The 16,236-nt window shown below is 53.0% G+C and carries 15 protein-coding genes; 12 read left to right on the plus strand and 3 right to left on the minus strand.

Annotation, left to right across the window (positions count from 1 at the left end; translation table 11 throughout):
• The first annotated feature begins 10 nt into the window (after positions 1-10).
• Complete coding sequence (locus tag EVJ26_RS05405; protein WP_236634096.1) at positions 11-544, plus strand: TVP38/TMEM64 family protein; 534 nt, start codon at positions 11-13, stop codon at positions 542-544.
• On the opposite strand, the gene cls is transcribed toward EVJ26_RS05405, so the two are convergent.
• Positions 520-2,049, minus strand: coding sequence for a cardiolipin synthase (gene cls, locus EVJ26_RS05410; RefSeq protein WP_131457756.1), 1,530 nt, complete (start codon positions 2,047-2,049; stop codon positions 520-522). The two genes, EVJ26_RS05405 and cls, sit on opposite strands and share 25 nt — an antisense overlap.
• 238 nt (positions 2,050-2,287) lie before the next feature.
• On the opposite strand from cls, the gene EVJ26_RS14405 reads away from it, so the two are divergent.
• Positions 2,288-2,440, plus strand: a complete 153-nt coding sequence (locus EVJ26_RS14405; RefSeq protein WP_161566971.1) for a hypothetical protein — start codon at positions 2,288-2,290, stop codon at positions 2,438-2,440.
• A gap of 36 nt (positions 2,441-2,476) precedes the next feature.
• On the opposite strand, the gene EVJ26_RS05415 is transcribed toward EVJ26_RS14405, so the two are convergent.
• A complete protein-coding gene (locus EVJ26_RS05415) occupies positions 2,477-3,397 on the minus strand; it encodes an EAL domain-containing protein (RefSeq protein WP_201738335.1) in 921 nt (306 codons plus the stop codon).
• 205 nt (positions 3,398-3,602) lie between these two features.
• Between EVJ26_RS05415 and speE the strand changes: the two genes are divergently transcribed.
• The 4 genes from speE (at position 3,603) to EVJ26_RS05435 (ending at position 6,840) form a co-directional block, all read left to right on the plus strand.
• Entirely contained in the window at positions 3,603-4,442 is an 840-nt protein-coding gene (gene speE, locus EVJ26_RS05420; protein WP_070328241.1) for a spermidine synthase, read from the plus strand.
• Positions 4,439-5,320 (plus strand): agmatinase, encoded by an 882-nt coding sequence (speB, locus tag EVJ26_RS05425; protein ID WP_131457755.1) that lies wholly within the window; start codon positions 4,439-4,441, stop codon positions 5,318-5,320. The genes speE and speB overlap by 4 nt, the downstream gene beginning before the upstream one ends.
• A gap of 2 nt (positions 5,321-5,322) precedes the next feature.
• Positions 5,323-5,691 (plus strand): Na-translocating system protein MpsC family protein, encoded by a 369-nt coding sequence (locus EVJ26_RS05430; RefSeq protein WP_131457754.1) that lies wholly within the window; start codon positions 5,323-5,325, stop codon positions 5,689-5,691.
• A 198-nt stretch (positions 5,692-5,889) separates the two neighbouring features.
• Positions 5,890-6,840, plus strand: a complete 951-nt coding sequence (locus tag EVJ26_RS05435; RefSeq protein WP_131457753.1) for a sodium-dependent bicarbonate transport family permease — start codon at positions 5,890-5,892, stop codon at positions 6,838-6,840.
• Positions 6,841-6,875: 35 nt separating this feature from the next.
• Here the strand turns inward: EVJ26_RS05435 and EVJ26_RS05440 are convergent, their stop codons facing one another.
• Complete coding sequence (locus EVJ26_RS05440) at positions 6,876-7,628, minus strand: homing endonuclease associated repeat-containing protein (RefSeq protein WP_131457752.1); 753 nt, start codon at positions 7,626-7,628, stop codon at positions 6,876-6,878.
• 448 nt (positions 7,629-8,076) lie between these two features.
• Between EVJ26_RS05440 and EVJ26_RS05445 the strand changes: the two genes are divergently transcribed.
• Genes EVJ26_RS05445 through EVJ26_RS05470 form a run of 6 tightly spaced genes read left to right on the plus strand, consistent with a single transcriptional unit; the run spans position 8,077 to position 16,210 of the window.
• The gene (locus EVJ26_RS05445; RefSeq protein ID WP_131457751.1) at positions 8,077-9,990 is read left to right on the plus strand and encodes a polysaccharide biosynthesis protein; all 1,914 of its coding nucleotides are present in this window, start codon (positions 8,077-8,079) and stop codon (positions 9,988-9,990) included.
• The gene (locus tag EVJ26_RS05450; protein ID WP_131470004.1) at positions 9,987-11,015 is read left to right on the plus strand and encodes an NAD-dependent epimerase; all 1,029 of its coding nucleotides are present in this window, start codon (positions 9,987-9,989) and stop codon (positions 11,013-11,015) included. Before EVJ26_RS05445 ends, EVJ26_RS05450 begins: the two co-directional genes overlap by 4 nt.
• Positions 11,015-12,358, plus strand: coding sequence for a phenylacetate--CoA ligase family protein (locus EVJ26_RS05455; protein ID WP_131457769.1), 1,344 nt, complete (start codon positions 11,015-11,017; stop codon positions 12,356-12,358). The genes EVJ26_RS05450 and EVJ26_RS05455 overlap by 1 nt, the downstream gene beginning before the upstream one ends.
• Before the next feature lie 24 nt (positions 12,359-12,382).
• Entirely contained in the window at positions 12,383-13,750 is a 1,368-nt protein-coding gene (locus EVJ26_RS05460; RefSeq protein WP_131470006.1) for a phenylacetate--CoA ligase family protein, read from the plus strand.
• A 10-nt stretch (positions 13,751-13,760) separates the two neighbouring features.
• Positions 13,761-15,092, plus strand: a complete 1,332-nt coding sequence (locus EVJ26_RS05465) for a nucleotide sugar dehydrogenase (RefSeq protein ID WP_131457748.1) — start codon at positions 13,761-13,763, stop codon at positions 15,090-15,092.
• Entirely contained in the window at positions 15,080-16,210 is a 1,131-nt protein-coding gene (locus EVJ26_RS05470; protein WP_131470008.1) for a glycosyltransferase family 4 protein, read from the plus strand. Before EVJ26_RS05465 ends, EVJ26_RS05470 begins: the two co-directional genes overlap by 13 nt.
• Positions 16,211-16,236: the final 26 nt, after the last annotated feature.

A 16,236-nucleotide genomic window follows, 5' to 3' on the forward strand; every position in this document is an offset into this window, starting at 1 on the left:
GGTTTGAATGATGGAATGGGAACTGCTCCCGATCCCGCTGTTTGTCGTCATCAGCATCGTCTTAAACAGTGCCGTCGCCGTCGCTGGCGTGTTGCCGAGCGCGTTTTTGACGGCGCTGAACGTAAACATTCTCGGTTTCGGTCTCGGCGTCACTGTCTCAATCATCGGTGAGGCGGTCGGAGCGGTCATCAGTTTCGTACTGTACCGACGTGCGCTACAAACGTATACGTCACCGAACGGAAAGCGCTTCAAGCGTCTCCGCGAAGCGAGCGGGGTTGAGGCGTGGTTCCTCGTCCTCGGGATGCGACTCATGCCGTTCGTCCCGTCCGGACTCGTCACGTTATCGGCCGCGTTCAGCCGGATGACGCTCCCGTCGTTCGCCGCGGCGAGCACGATTGGGAAAATCCCGGCGCTCCTTATCGAGGCGCTCACGGTCACGGCCGTGATGCGTGTTGCGACCGGTTGGCAATTCGTGCTGATCGCGCTACTCTTGCTCATCTATCTCCTCTGGCGTACGTTTCAAAGAAGCGGCGAGAAGATATGACAGAGCGCCTCGATGAACCGTTTGCCGTTCGATTTTTTTCGGAGCATCGACCAGTCGACGAGAGTCGACTCGTCGAAGTCTTTCAAAAACGCGTCATGCAGTTGACCGATTGATGACGTCTCGAACTGGGCGATCGTCATCTCGTGATTCAAATACATGCTGCGGAAATCAAAGTTAGCCGTCCCAACGAGCGCAATCTTGCCGTCGATGAGGACGGTTTTTGCATGGATGAAATGGCGATTGTATTTATAAATGCGGATGTTACGTTTCAGCAGCTGCTCGAAATAATATTCGGTCGCATGGAAACTGAACCATTCGTCGCCTTGTCCTGGGACGACGATGCGAACGTCGATGCCGCTCTTACCCGCGACTTCTAGCACGGCGAGCAGTTCGGGCGGCGGAATCAAGTAAGGGGTCGTGATCCAGATCGATTCTTTCGCTTCCATCAACAGACGCATCAGCCCGTCCCGGATCGTGACGTCCTTACCGGGAGACGTCACGAGTAGTTGTGTCGCCCCGTTCGCGTCTTGCGGTTCGTTAATGAAATATTCTGGAAGGTGTTTAGCGTCGGCGAACAAGTCCCACGTCTCGCTATCTTCTTCGTGTCCGGCATAAAGCCAATTCTCGATGAACAGACGCTGAAGCTCCCGGACGAGCGGTCCTTCGACACGCAAATGCGTATCTCGCCAAAAACCGAGCTTCTTATGTCTGCCGAGATATTCATCGCCGACATTAAGCCCACCGGTGTAGGCGATTCGTCCGTCGAGCACGATGAGTTTTTGATGGTTTCGGAAGTTGGCGTTAAAGACGAGCAGCGGATGTACGACCGGATCGAACGCTTCGACGTGCACCCGCGACTCGCGGAGAGGCTCTAGGAAATCTTCACTGATCTCTTGGCTGCCTAGACCGTCATAAAGAAAGCGGACGGTGATGTTTTCATTGGATCTTTTGATTAAGGCGTCGCGAATTTTCAGGGAGATCTCATCGGTCCGGAACAAATAATATTGGACGTGGATATGGTGCGTCGCTTGCTCGATATCTTTGAGCACGGCGTCGTACTTTTCATCTCCGTTGACGAGCAGTTTCGTCGCCGTATGGCCGTCGGCACCGGTCGCACCCATTTTCTCGAGCGCTCTCGTGAGAGGGAATCGGTCGGATACGTCATTCGTCGTCTCGACGCGGTCGGCTTCGATCGCTTGCCGGAACATCCGAATCTCAGACGAAGTTCGTTTGATCCGGCGATGGCGTTTCGGTGTCCGGCCGAATAGCACCCAGGCGAGGGCGCCGAGAAACGGGATGAATAAGACGGTGAGCAGCCAGGCGAGCTTCGCTTGCGGCTGAACTTGGTCAAACAAAATATTCCAACCGACGATGAGCGGCGCGAGGATGCCGACACCGATCAAAAACGGGATCAATCCATCGATCGAGTAAAGCGATAGCAGAAGGAAGATGCCGAGGACGAACATTCCGATTAGTTGTAAGACACGTCGTTTCAAAAGGTACACCTTCTTTCTGTTCAGTTGTCATCATTAAATTGATTCCACCAATCAGACAGTTTTAATCTAATTAAGCGAGAATTCTCCCACCTCTAAGCGTCTGGGGCGAAGCCCAGCGTAGGTGGGAGATGAATCGCTTGCGAAGCAAATAAGTGGTGAGTAGTTCACTCTAAAAAGACGTTTGATTGGATAAGCCAAGGGAATAAACCGTATTATACGGCAGAACTTTCAAAAAGGGGTGTGTTTGATGAAAAGAAAAGGTACATTGGCCGCGTCGCTTCTCGCGACAGGCATCATTCTCGGCGCTTGCGGGGGAGCGGACGAGGAACCGATGAACAACGATGACACGGAAATGCAAGAAGACGATATGAATGAAGATACAGAAGAAGATGACTATTGAAACAAAGGCCTAGAGCACGCGCTCTAGGCCTTGTTTTCATAGCGCGTATGGAGACGGTTTTCCGAAGAAATAACCTTGGGCGAGATCATAACCGAGTTCGCGACAGACGTCGACCTCTTCGGCGCGTTCGATCCCTTCGGCGAGGATGGTGATACCCATCGAGCGCGTCAATTGACGCACATTCTTCAAGAACGTACGTTTCTCGGCATCTTGGTCACAGAACGAAATATACGACCGATCGATTTTGACGTAATCGGGCTCGAGCCGCTGTAACATATCGAGCGTCGAGAAGCCGGCGCCGACATCGTCGAGCGCGACTTTCATGCCGCGTTTCTTATATGTGGCGAACACGTGCTGCAAATGAGCGACGTCCTGGACTTGCTCCGTCTCGACGACTTCAAAGATGAAGCGGTCGGCACTGAGCCCGTAGTGGTCGATGACTTCGAACGTGTGTTGCAGGCAGTAGTCAGGATTGTAGATCGTCGACGGCAAGAAGTTGATGAACGTCTTCTCGTGAGGTGCGACGGCGTGATACGTCGCTTTGATCGCCTCGGACCGGGCGCGTTGGTCGAGCTTCGAATGAAGTCCGAACCGGTTGGCGGCGCGGAACAGCTCCCCAGGCGAGATATTGTTCGGGCTGCGAAGGAGCGCCTCGTAACCGAACCGCTCACCTGTGTCGAGATGGATGATCGGTTGCAGGTGACTCTCGAACTCCCCGTGTTGGATCAGCTCGATCGTGTCACGGTTGGCGATCTGTTCGAGCAAATCGACTGCTGGTAGAATCGGCGTTTGCTGTTTCGTGGCAGGGTTGACACAATATACATTGTCCTCGACCGAAGATAGTTTAGTCTTGAGTTCATCAAATGATTCGTATGGCTGAGGTTGGTCGTTGACGACCAACAAGCCCCGTTCAAAGAGCGGGATTGTCGTGGAGCAGGCCACGCAAGGAGACCACATAGGATCCCTCCTTTACTGTTATAAAATACATCTATATCCAGTTTATCGGCTAAACCACATGGAAAAATCACACATCTGGACGAATAAATAAAAAAATCGTGCAAAATGCGGACAGTTTTTGTATACTTCCTATCGTATGAATAAGAAGCGCCTCAAAACGCCACTCGCATACGAACAACTTTTTGAACAGAAAGGGGTTCTATCGATGGACCAAAAATTAAAGTTATGGTTTACGGAGCACCAGACAGAAGATTACGGGATCACGTTCCGGGTTAACCACGTTTATGAGAGCGAACAAACGGAGTTTCAACGACTAGAGATGGTCGAAACGGACGAGTTCGGTACAATGTTGTTGCTTGACGGAATGGTCATGACGACGGATAAAGACGAATTCGTCTATCACGAGATGGTGGCGCACGTGCCACTGTTCACGCACCCTAACCCGAAACACGTTCTCGTGGTCGGCGGCGGCGACGGTGGAGTTATCCGTGAGATTATGAAACACCCAACAGTCGAGAAAGCGGTTCTTGTCGACATCGACGGGAAAGTGATCGAATATTCGAAGAAATACTTGCCAAATATTGCGGGTGAGCTTGACAATCCGCGCGTCGAAGTCATCGTCGGCGACGGCTTCATGCACATCGCGAAATCTGAAAACGAGTACGACGTCATCATGGTCGATTCGACTGAACCGGTCGGACCGGCAGCGAACTTGTTCACGAAAGGGTTCTATGCGGGAATCTCGAAAGCACTCAAAGACGATGGGATTTTTGTCGCGCAGTCGGATAACCCGTGGTTCACACCAGAACTCATTCAAACGGTACAGCGTGACGTGAAAGAGATCTTCCCAATCACGAAGCTGTACACAGCCAACGTACCGACGTATCCGAGCGGCTTATGGACGTTCACGATCGGCTCGAAGAAGTACGACCCGCTTCAAGTACCGGCTGAGCGGTTCCACGACATCGAGACGAAATACTATACGCCAGCGCTTCACTCGGCGGCGTTCGTACTTCCTAAATTCGTGGAGGACTTGACGAAATGATCAAACGATTCGATGAAGCCTACTCAGGAAAAGTGTTTATCGCGAGCCTGCCGGAAGTGACGGATGCGAAGACGGTCCTTTACGGCATGCCGATGGACTGGACGGTCAGTTTCCGTCCGGGCTCACGTTTCGGTCCGAACCGCATCCGTGAAGTGTCGATCGGACTTGAAGAATACAGCCCGTACCTTGACGGGGACTTGAACGAAGCGGCCGTCTATGACGCAGGGGACATCCCGCTTCCGTTCGGCAACGCCCAAAAATCGCTCGACATGATCGAGTCGTTCGTCAAAGACGTCATCAAGGAAGGAAAGTTCCCGCTCGGTATGGGCGGCGAACACCTCGTCACGTGGCCGGTCATCAAAGCGATGCATGACGCGTACGGGGCCGACTTCGTCATCTTGCACATCGACGCGCACACCGACCTTCGTGACGATTACGAAGGCGAGCCGCTCTCGCACTCGACACCGCTCAAAAAAGCGGCCAACTTGATTGGACCGTCGAACTGCTACTCGTTCGGGATTCGTTCGGGGATGAAAGAAGAGTTCGACTGGGCAAAAGAAGTCGGCTACAACTTGTACAAATATGAAGTACTCGAACCGCTCAAGCGCGTCTTGCCGACGCTCGCCGGCAAAAAAGTGTACGTCACAATCGACATCGACGTCCTTGACCCGTCGGCAGCACCGGGAACCGGCACGCAAGAGATCGGCGGCATCACGACGAAAGAGTTGCTCGAGTCGGTCCATGCCATCGCCAATGCTGACCTTGATATCATCGGTGCCGACCTCGTCGAAGTGTCACCGGCGTATGATCAGTCAGACATGACGGCGATCGCCGCCGCGAAGATCCTTCGCGAGATGATGATCGGATTCGTGAAGTAACGATGAAAAAAAAAGGTCAGCTCGAGATGGAACTGAGCGCCCGGATCACCCAATGGGAGAAAGAGTATCTCGGGCGCGGTTCATTAACGTGTAAGAGTGACCTGCTCCGCGATTTGGCCATCGTGACGCTGCAAGGCGTCTTGACCCCGGCCGAGTATGAACTCGCCGCGAAGTCGAGTGGTCGCGATCAGTTAAAGAAATACCGCAACAACCTAGTCGAATCCGGCCGGGTCCAACTCGAGACAATCATTCATGACGTACTCGGGAGACGGCTCGTGTCGCTCCATACGGACATCAGCACGAAGACAGGCGAACGCCTCATCGTCTTTCGGTTGGATGCACCGTGGGACGATGTGATTGACAAGGCGTAACGACATTTTTACACTAGAAGCAGAGACGCGTCAGGATTGGTGGAGAATGCCTACGGGAACTTTCCACCGCCGTCCTGAAACGGAGCTGTCAAAAACTACCCCGACAGTTGTCGGCTAGACGGAACGACCGTGTTCGAGCCGTCGGCATGCAGCGCACACCTTTCTTTGGTGTGCGCTTTTGTCGTCTAGGAGGAAACAATGGAACTATTGACGTTTTTATTGACGAGCGCCCCGGTGCTCCTGTTCGTGACGGGCGTGATTGCCGCCCTCGGAAAGTCGAATTTAAGAATCCCCGAATCGCTCAGTGTGACGCTCAACATTTATCTGCTGCTCGCCATCGGGTTAAAAGGCGGCATGGGACTCGCCGCTGTCTCGCTTGACGAGCTTGCGGCACCGCTCGCCGTGACGCTCGTCCTCGGGATGGTTTTACCGCTCGTCGCTTTTGGACTCGGTCGTCTGCTCAAGTTCAGCTTTCACGAACGGATCGCCATGGCGGCGACGTTCGGTTCGGTCTCGCTTGTGACGTATGTCGCTGCGACCGCCCAGCTCGAGCGGCTCGGTATCAGCTATGAACCGTTCATGACGACGCTCGTCGTCGTCCTCGAGATTCCCGGTCTCGTCGTCGCGCTCTTACTGTACAACCAGACGCGTGTGCTCGGCATCACGGCCGCCCCGAGCCAGTCGTTCACCGTCATCCGGGACAGTATGCTCTCAAAGAGCATCCTCTTGCTCATCGCCGGCCTTGTCGTCGGATTCGTCACACCGGACACGTCGGCGCTGACACCATTCTTCGTCGACTTGTTCCCGGGCGTCTTACTCTTATTCTTACTGAGCCTTGGGGTCAAGGTTGGCCATCAGCTGAAAGACGTCCCGGCCTACGGCATGAAGTTTTTAATTGTCGGGACGATGTTCCCGCTCATCGGGGCCATTGTCGGCTACTTTGCAGCCGGACTGGCCGGTTTGTCTGACGGGGGTACGATCTTGCTCATGACGCTCGCTGCGAGCGGCTCTTACATCGCGGCGCCGGCGATGCTCCAGGCGTCCGTCCCGGAAGCCGAGCCGTCGTTTTATTTGACGCTCGCCCTCGCCGTCACGTTCCCGTTCAATTTGCTCGTCGGTATCCCGCTGTTCATCACGATCGTCACATGACAAAAGCGCCGTCTCATCGAGAGACGGCGCTTTTGTCATGTGATGACTTGCTGTTGTTCCATACATTTCAAAGCGGCGGTCCAGCTGCCGAACAAGGCGTTGATTGTCGACGTGCTCGGCACGTTTCGTCCTTCGGCCCATTTGCGGTAGTGAAGGATGCTGAAATGGTTTAATTCATCTTTAGCAACCCGGAGCGCCTCGATGACGTCTTCTTCGTCCCATTTTCGTTTCGGTGGGGCAATATCGAGGACGAACAAGGCGTAGCTCCAGGAACCGTACTTCCGGGCAATCGTCGCCACGGTCGGATATCCCTTCTCCTGCGCCCAGACAGCGTAGTGCTGTGAAGTGAGACGTGTCAGTTCGGCGGACGCCTCGATGAGTGCTTGAATGATGCGCTCCTCGTTATTGCGGGCCGTCGTCGTCTGCAACTTCGCTTCGCGCAGTGCGTTTGACCACGAGCCGAACCGGCTGCTGATCAGGGTGAGCGATGGGGCTTGTGCGACTTTGGCCCACTCCCGATACGTTTGGCTCGTAAAGATGTCGAGCTCTTCGGCAGCCTCGTTTAATGCGGTTAAAATATCTTCGTCCGAATAATAGCGGTACATCATTTTGATTTCAGCGGCTTGAACGGCTTCGCGCCAGGAACCGAATTTGTAAATCACGGTCGAGAGGGAAGGGACGTCTTTGCTGCGGGCCCAGAGTGTGTATTGTTTCGTATCGAATTCTTTGAGTTCATTCGCTGCTTGTTGTAGGCATGAGATGATTTGCTGCTCTGTCCATCTTTTCATCGTGATGTCTCTCCTTTTTAGAAGCACTTGATTGCTTCAAAGGTCATGGTGTGGTTGAACAGTAATGGTCCTCAAGGAAAGCCTAAACGGTCGAGGGCGCGACTGCGGTTGACAACGAACATAAATGGCTCGTGACTGACGGTGTAAGCAAGTCGTGAAGAAATCATGTGACGAGCATGCATGCTTACTTATTTCTAAATTCCCCTCCTTATTGACAATTTACACCTAATTCACGACTCATATACTTTCAATATTACCCATTTAGTGCGGAAATATTCACAAACAAAAAGAAATGGCCATCATACATTCGTAAAACTGTTTGATGGCTAAATTTCGTTGCTATGAAAAAGCTATGGTTTTCTTTCAGATTGTGAATCTCGAACGGGTACTAATCTAGCATCAGCGAATAACCCGGTTACATTCGGCAATCTTTAAAGGTGGTGACAGGATGACTATTCGATTCAATCATTATCCGATGGACCGAAAAAACACGATGCTTATGATGCTCGACGTGACGATCGCGGCGGCGGCCATCTTTCTCACGTTCAAACTGTTGTTCGCTCATGACACGACCGTCTCCGACGACACGACGAAGTTGATGACGATTTTAGCGCTGAAGAGTACAGCTCTGCTCGTCCTCGGGTGGCTGACACGCGTTTATCGGATTGACTGGCGGTACGGTTCGATGCGTGAGCTACAATTGCTCGCCCTCGTGTTGCTCACGAGTGATTTACTTGTCCTCGGTGGTGCCCTCGTCGTGTTAAAGAATGTATCGTATCAAGCGCTGTTCGTCCAGAGCCTGCTCGCGTTCAACGGGATGCTGTTCATCCGGATCGTGGCGAGAACCCGCTCTTTCTTCCGCTTCCGGAACGCTCCGCCGAGCGGGAAAGCGGCACTCATCATCGGCGGTGGGGACTCAGGACAAAAGATCACGAAAGAGTTGAAAGAACATCGGACGAGCGTGTTAAACGTTGTCGGTATTTTAGACGACAATCCGTTCCTGCAACGGCTCTATATCCACGGGACACCGGTCATTGGCCCGATTGATGCGCTCGAGCGAAAAATTGAAGAGCTCGGAATTGAAGTCGTTGTTCTCGCAATCCCGTCCCTGCCTTACAGCAAGCGGCTGCAACTGCTCAAGCGAATCGAGAAGACAGGCGTCGAATCACACGCGTTGCCGATGCTCTCAGAGCTTGCTTCCGGAAAAGTATCGATGAATGAGATCAGGGAAGTGGCGATTGAGGACTTGCTCGGACGAGAGCCGGTCCAACTCAACGTATCCGAGATCTCACATAAGCTAAAAGGCACGACCATTTTAATTTCAGGTGCTGGCGGTTCGATTGGATCTGAGCTATGCCGGCAGTTAATCAAATTCGAACCGGGACGTCTCGTCTTGTTCGGACATGGCGAGAACAGCATTTATTCGATTGACCGCGAACTTAAAGACTTACAAACGGAAACGGAGATTTGTCCGATCATTGGGGACGTCCAAGACCGGGCGCGGTTGATGGAAGTATTCGAACAGTTCGAGCCTGAGATCGTCTATCACGCGGCGGCCCATAAACACGTCCCGCTCATGGAAGGGAACCCGAAAGAGGCTGTGAAGAACAACATCTATGGTACGAAAAATATGGTTGAAGTCGCTGATTTGTTTAACGTCGAACGTTTCGTCATGATTTCGACAGACAAGGCGGTCAATCCGACGAACGTGATGGGCGCGACGAAACGGGTCGCCGAGATGATTGTGCAGCAACAAGCGCGTCATAGTGCGACGACGTTCTCGGTCGTTCGGTTCGGTAACGTCCTCGGCAGTCGCGGCTCGGTCGTCCCGTTGTTCAAAGAACAGATTGAACGTGGTGGTCCGATCACAGTGACACATCCCGAGATGACGCGTTACTTTATGACCATCCCCGAGGCGAGTCGGCTCGTCGTTCAAGCAAGTGTTCGCGCGAATGGCGGTGAGGTGTTCGTCCTTGATATGGGACAGCCGGTCAAAATCGTCGACTTGGCCCGACGGATGATCACGCTCAGCGGCTTCACGCTTGAGCAAATTCCGATTGAATACAGCGGAATCCGGCCGGGCGAGAAGTTGTATGAGGAGCTGCTTGCCACGAGCGAACGCAGCGAAAATCAAGTGTACGATAAAATTTTTGTCGGCTGTACGCGATCGTTCAAATCGGTCGAACCAATTTTACGTACGATTGAACATCTGCTTGACCAACAAAGCGCATTGACGTCCTTCCTCTTGTTTGTCGCCAACAGCGAAATCCCGGAAGAAGTGATGGCAGATATGTTCGCGCCTCAGATCGAGCCCGTTCGGATTCGTTCGAGCGACCCCACTCAAAGGAGGAAGACGTTATGAAAAAGACTGTGCTCGTCACAGGTGTCGCCGGGTTCATCGGCTTTCATTTGGCGCGCCGGCTGTTGCGAGAAGGGCACCACGTCGTCGGCATTGATGAAGTGAATGATTACTACGATCCTCATTTGAAAGAGGCGCGTCTCTATGTCTTGACGCACCCGAACTTCAAACTGTATCGGGACTCGCTCGAGAACAAAATGGCTGTCACACGGGTGTTCGAGAAACGGAGTCCTGACATCGTCGTCAACTTGGCTGCGCAAGCAGGTGTCCGCTACAGTCTTGAGAATCCGGACGCTTATATACAGTCGAATATCGTCGGATTTTTAAACATCCTTGAGGCGTGCCGGAACTTCCCGGTTGAGCAATTGATTTATGCATCATCAAGCTCCGTGTACGGCTCGAACCAAAAGATGCCGTTCTCTGAACAGCACCCGGTCGATCATCCGCTCTCGTTATATGCGGCTTCGAAGAAAGCGAATGAACTGATGGCCCACACGTATAGCCATCTGTTCGGTCTAAAGACGACCGGGTTACGATTTTTCAGCGTCTATGGACCATGGGGCAGACCGGATATGGCGCTGTACAAATTCACAGAAGCCATTATAAAAGGTGAACCGATCGACGTCTATAACTATGGGCAAATGGCCCGTGACTTCACTTACGTCGACGATGTGATTGAGTCGATCGTCCGCTTGATGGACGTTCAACCGTTCGCTGACGAAGAGTTTGACTATCACGATCCGCTCCCGGACCGAAGTGATGTCCCGTTCCGTGTGTACAATGTCGGCAATCATAGTCCGGTCCAGCTGATGGATTTTATTCGGATCATCGAGAAAAAACTCGGGAAGCGAGCAATCGTGAACGAACTCCCGCTGCAGCCGGGTGACGTGCCGGAAAGTTTTGCCGATTCATCGGAACTGTATGAAGCGATTGATTTTCAACCACAGACCCCGATTGAACAAGGGGTGCATGAATTTATCGATTGGTATATCGCGTATCACCATGCGTTAAAGGAGGGAATCGAGTGATGATGTCACTTCAAGACAAAATCTATAGCAACTCCTCGTTGCCGGTCCAAAATTGGCTCATCTCGCTATACGGGTTGAAGTTATATCGTGAGCGTTACGGTCCCTATTACGATAAAAAGTTGACCAAGCTCCGAAGTCAACGGCTCGTCGATCCGCAAACAACCCAATTAAACCAGCTCAATCGGTTCCTCAAGTTCTGTCAGACGCATAACAGCTACTACCGAGACTTGTTTGACCGCCATCACGTGGAGCTACCGCTTCTGCAACTGAGCGATTTGAAACAAATTCCAGTGCTTGAGAAAGAGACACTTCGTACCGAACCGACTATTTTCTCGGACGTTAAAGCACCAATTATCGGGTGTACGGGTGGAACGACCGGGACGGCACTCCAAGTCCGATTCACGGTCGAAGATTATCAAGCCCGCATGGCCCACTTGGATTACTTTAAAGAGCAGCACGGCTTTACAAAAGGGATGAAGCGGGCGAGTTTCACCGATCGGATGATTTGTCCGCGCGGCCAGGAAGAGCCGGTCTATTGGCGTTATAACGCTCCGATGAAACAGATGCTCTACTCGGTCGTTCACTTTCATCCGAAAACAATCCCGGCCTACGTCGAATCATTGAACGACTTTCAACCTGACGCCCTCGACGGTTCGCCGTCCGCGATGATCGAAGTCGCCAAGTATTTAAAAGACACGGATATGCGCTTGACGTTCAAGCCAATCGCCATCTTTCCGACATCCGAAACGTTGTCGCCATGGGGACGCGCGTTGCTCGAGGAGGTTTTCGACGCCCCGGTATACGACCAATACGCTTCTTCAGAAGGCGCACCGCTCGTCACCGAATGTCAGCATGGACGGATGCACCTCCATCCGGAGAGCGGCATCATTGAGGCCGGGGAGGACGGAGAAGTGCTCGTCACGAGCTTCACGACCCACGGCACGCCGCTCGTCCGTTATCGGATCGGAGACCGGATGACGCTCAGCGATGAGACGTGTCCGTGCGGCCAGACGGGTACGGTCATCTCGTCGATCGATGGCCGTCAAATGAATTACGTCGAGACACCGGAAGGTTATAAAGTGTTCGAAGGCGACTTGACGGCGACCGTCGCCGTACTGCCGAACTCGGTACTTCAAGTCCAAGTGCTCCAACATGAGATCGACCAGATTGAAATGTTATATGTCAAAGATGAGGACCGGTTCGAAAACGAACATGAGACGATATTAAAGCAAGAAGTGGAACGACTGTTCACACCGAATATGCGAATCCGTCTTAAAAATGTGCCGGCCATCAAAAAAGAACCAAACGGAAAAATTCGGGTCGTGAAGCGACTTCACGTCTGACCCATACAAAAGGGGAGTTCGATTATGGCGATCTTCGCGTTGCGGGACGTATATTTTAAGGCGCCGATCCGCCTTCAAAACTGGATGACGTCACTTTACGGCTTGAAGTTGTCACAAGAGCGTTACGGAAAAGCGTACGAGCAGGAACTTGTCGCACTACGCAACCGTCCGACGGATGACGCGGCCGTTCGAGCAGACCAGCTTCGACGACTCAATGACTTTTTAGCATTTTGCGAAGCGAACAACGACTATTACCGTCAGTTATTCGACGAGGCCGGCGTATCGCTCCCGCTCGACTCGATTGAAGATTTGAAACAGATTCCGATACTCGAGAAGGAAACGGTCCGCTCGACCCCGGCAATCTACTCGCACGTGAAGACAGACATTATCGGCAAGACAGGCGGGACGACCGGTGCGTCGCTCCAAGTGAAATTCACAGCGGAAGATTATCAGATCCGGATGGCCCATTTGGATTACTTTAAAGAACAACACGGCTTTAAAAAAGGGATGAAACGAGCCAGTTTCACGGGACGCGTCATTTGTGAACCGGATCAAGCGGCACCCGTGTTTTGGCGGTATAATCGTCCGATGAATCAACTGTTGCTGTCGTTGTTTCATCTGACCGAGGCGAATATCCCGCACTATATCGAGGAGCTGAATCGGTTCAAACCAATCGTTCTCGATAGCGCCCCGTCCGCCATGATTGAACTGGCCTCATACATTAAAGCGCACAACATCAAACTCGACTTCCAACTGATCGCCTTGTTCCCGACGTCAGAGACGATCACGGCGTTTGGACGGTCGTTGCTTGAAGAAGCGTTCAACGCGCCCGTATTCGACCAATACGCCTCGTCTGAAGGGGCACCGATTTTGAGCGAATGCAGTTATGGACGGATGCACCTTCATCACGAGACAGGGGTCATCGAGCCTTATGGGGAGGACGGCGAAATTCTCGTCACGAGCTTTACGACCCACGGCACACCGCTCGTCCGCTACCGGATCGGGGACCGGATGAAGTTTGGGGAAGGGACTTGTCCGTGCGGTCAAGGCGGGACGTATGTCGAGTCAATCGAGGGACGGCAAACTAATTTCATCGTCACGCCAAAAGGACTCAAAGTCTATGAAGGGGATTTGACGACGATCGTCAGCGAGCTTCCGAACTCGGTCATTCAAGTCCAGTTTCGGCAGTTCGATTTGCATCACATCGAGATGCGCTACATCAAAGACCCAAATCGCTTCACCTCGTCGCATGAACAAGTGCTTCGACGGGGGTTGAAAGAGCTCGTCGGAGACGGCGTCGAGATTACGTTGACGCCGGTCAACCAAATTCCTCGAGGCCCGAACGGAAAAGTCATCGTCGTCGAAAAGTTGATGAATCAAATTTCACAATAACTGGAGGCAGATGGACATGGACAAACTCATCTCAGAATCACGGACAGCACGAAGAACCATTGCCAATCGCCATATCGCCGTCGTCGGACTCGGGTACGTCGGTCTCCCGGTCGCGGTCGCGCTCGGAGAAGTCGGAGACGTCATCGGATTTGATATTAATGAGGCCCGCATCAACGAACTGAACGGTCATCTCGACAGCACGCGAGAAGTCGAGCGGGAATCGCTTGAAATCGCCTCAGTCGCGTACACGACCGACGCGTCACAGCTTGAAGAGGCGGACTTTATCATCATCGCCGTACCGACGCCGATCAACGAACAAAATCAACCGGACCTCGGTCCGATCTGCAGCGCGACGCGAACCGTCGGAAAGTATCTACGGCCCGGGGCGATTGTCGTCTACGAGTCGACCGTTTATCCTGGACTGACGGAAGAAGAGTGCATCCCGCTACTCGAACGAGAGTCGGGTCTACGGGCCGGGATTGATTTTAAAGTCGGCTATTCGCCAGAGCGTATCAATCCAGGGGACCGTGTCAATACGTTCCGGACGATCAAGAAAGTCGTCGCCGCCGAGGATGAGGAGACGCTTGATATCGTCGCAGCCGTATATGAGACGGTCGTCGATGCCGGTGTACATCGCGCTTCGTCAATCAAAGTCGCCGAAGCCGCGAAAGTGATCGAGAATACGCAACGGGATTTGAATATCGCATTGATGAATGAGCTCGCGATCATCTTCGAGCGGATGAACATCGATACGCTTGAAGTGTTAGAAGCGGCCGGTACGAAATGGAACTTCCTGAACTTCCGGCCCGGACTCGTCGGTGGCCACTGTATCGGGGTCGACCCGTTCTATTTGACGATGAAGTCTGAGATGCTCGGCTATCACCCTGAGGTTATTTTAGCCGGACGGCGCATCAACGAGACGATGGGTAGCTTCATCGCCACGTCGCTCATTAAAACGATGATTCGTCAAAACATGCCGGTACTCGGCTCACGGGTCACCGTGCTCGGCATGTCGTTCAAAGAGAACGTCAGTGATATCCGTAATTCGAAAGTCGCGTCACTCGTGCGGGAAATCGAGGAGTTCGGCCTTGAGGTGCAAGTGTACGACCCGCTCGTCCACCATGAAGAAGTCGAACAAGAATACGGGCTCCAAGTAAAGTCCTACCATGAGCTCAAACCGGCGGAAGTCGTCATCTACGCCGTCTCACACGATGAGTTTGTGAGTGCCGGGTGGAAAATCGCCGAACGTCAGTTGAAGATGGGACGAGGGATCGTCATGGATTTAAAAGGCATCTTAAACCGGGCGACGAAGCCAGAGGAGGTCCACTTATGGCGCCTTTAAAGATCCTTCAATTCTGCGCGGTCGACGTGACCGCTGACGTCCTGTTGCGTCCGCTCATCGAGTCGCTTAAAGCCGAAGGGCACCAAGTCGATGTCGCCTGTGCCTACGGTGACCGGACGGACCGGTTGCGGGCGGAAGGTTGGGTCATCCATACGCTGCCGATCGATCGTAAATTCCATCCGAAGCGGAACGTGCAGACGATTCAAGGGCTCGTCGCCTTGCTGAGACGGGAGAAGTATGACGCGATCCATGTCCATACGCCGGTTGCGGCCGCGCTCGGACGGGTTGCGGCCCGAATCGCCCGCACCCCGCACATTCTTTACACGGCCCATGGATTTTACTTCCATGAACGGATGAGCCGGGTCGCCTACGAACTCGTGTTTTGGCTCGAAAAGTCGCTTGCCGCGCTCGCGACCGACTGGCTGCTGCTCCAAAGTGAGGAAGATTATTCGCTTGCCAAGACCCGACAATTTAAAAGCGATGACCGTCTGCTTCATCTCGGGAACGGGATTGATTTGGCTCGATTCCAACCGCTTGAAAAAACAGTTGACCCGAAGCAGTTAAAGTTTCTGTTCGTCGGTCGCCTCGTCAAAGAAAAGGGGATCCTCGATTTACTCGAGGCGTTTCAGGAAGTGTCTGCGCGTCATCCGGGAGCGACACTCACGATTGCCGGAGAGTTGCTATCGAATGAGCGGGATCAAGAGACCGCCAAACTCGTTGAAGCTCACTTGGTCGACAATCCGAACGTTCATTACGTCGGATACGTCACAGACACCCCGTCTTTGTTCAACCGTCATGACATCTTTCTGTTACCGTCTTATCGGGAAGGGCTCCCCCGCTCGATTTTAGAGGCGATGGCGTCAGGTCTTCCGGTCATCGCGACCAACATCCGCGGCTGTCGAGAAGAAGTCATCGACGGAGAGACAGGATACCTCGTCCCGGTGGCCCGACCGCAAGCACTCGCGGAGGCGATGGAGTCGTTCATCGAGCATTCGGATCGTATCGAATCATACGGTCGCCGAGGTCGCGAAGTCGTCGAGGAACGGTTCGATGAATCGAAAATTTTGACACGGCAAATCAATTTATTTGCGCAAATTAGCGCTCGTGAAGTGGGATGAGTCGTCACACATAAAAGGGGGAGGCG

The organism is Exiguobacterium sp. SH3S1, assembly GCF_004337105.1.
Lineage (GTDB): Bacteria > Bacillota > Bacilli > Exiguobacteriales > Exiguobacteriaceae > Exiguobacterium > Exiguobacterium aurantiacum_A.

Bases quoted from the DNA above. Each gene is read 5' to 3' on its own strand.
- EVJ26_RS05440 (WP_131457752.1), bottom strand. From the start codon at position 7,628: ATGAAAAGATGGACAGAGCAGCAAATCATCTCATGCCTACAACAAGCA.
- EVJ26_RS05455 (WP_131457769.1), top strand. From the start codon at position 11,015: ATGATGTCACTTCAAGACAAAATCTATAGCAACTCCTCGTTGCCGGTC.
- EVJ26_RS05435 (WP_131457753.1), top strand. From the start codon at position 5,890: ATGGAACTATTGACGTTTTTATTGACGAGCGCCCCGGTGCTCCTGTTC.
- EVJ26_RS14405 (WP_161566971.1), top strand. From the start codon at position 2,288: ATGAAAAGAAAAGGTACATTGGCCGCGTCGCTTCTCGCGACAGGCATC.
- EVJ26_RS05470 (WP_131470008.1), top strand. From the start codon at position 15,080: ATGGCGCCTTTAAAGATCCTTCAATTCTGCGCGGTCGACGTGACCGCT.
- speE (WP_070328241.1), top strand. From the start codon at position 3,603: ATGGACCAAAAATTAAAGTTATGGTTTACGGAGCACCAGACAGAAGAT.
- EVJ26_RS05405 (WP_236634096.1), top strand. From the start codon at position 11: ATGGAATGGGAACTGCTCCCGATCCCGCTGTTTGTCGTCATCAGCATC.
- EVJ26_RS05460 (WP_131470006.1), top strand. From the start codon at position 12,383: ATGGCGATCTTCGCGTTGCGGGACGTATATTTTAAGGCGCCGATCCGC.
- EVJ26_RS05415 (WP_201738335.1), bottom strand. From the start codon at position 3,397: ATGTGGTCTCCTTGCGTGGCCTGCTCCACGACAATCCCGCTCTTTGAA.
- EVJ26_RS05465 (WP_131457748.1), top strand. From the start codon at position 13,761: ATGGACATGGACAAACTCATCTCAGAATCACGGACAGCACGAAGAACC.
- EVJ26_RS05450 (WP_131470004.1), top strand. From the start codon at position 9,987: ATGAAAAAGACTGTGCTCGTCACAGGTGTCGCCGGGTTCATCGGCTTT.
- speB (WP_131457755.1), top strand. From the start codon at position 4,439: ATGATCAAACGATTCGATGAAGCCTACTCAGGAAAAGTGTTTATCGCG.
- EVJ26_RS05430 (WP_131457754.1), top strand. From the start codon at position 5,323: ATGAAAAAAAAAGGTCAGCTCGAGATGGAACTGAGCGCCCGGATCACC.
- EVJ26_RS05445 (WP_131457751.1), top strand. From the start codon at position 8,077: ATGACTATTCGATTCAATCATTATCCGATGGACCGAAAAAACACGATG.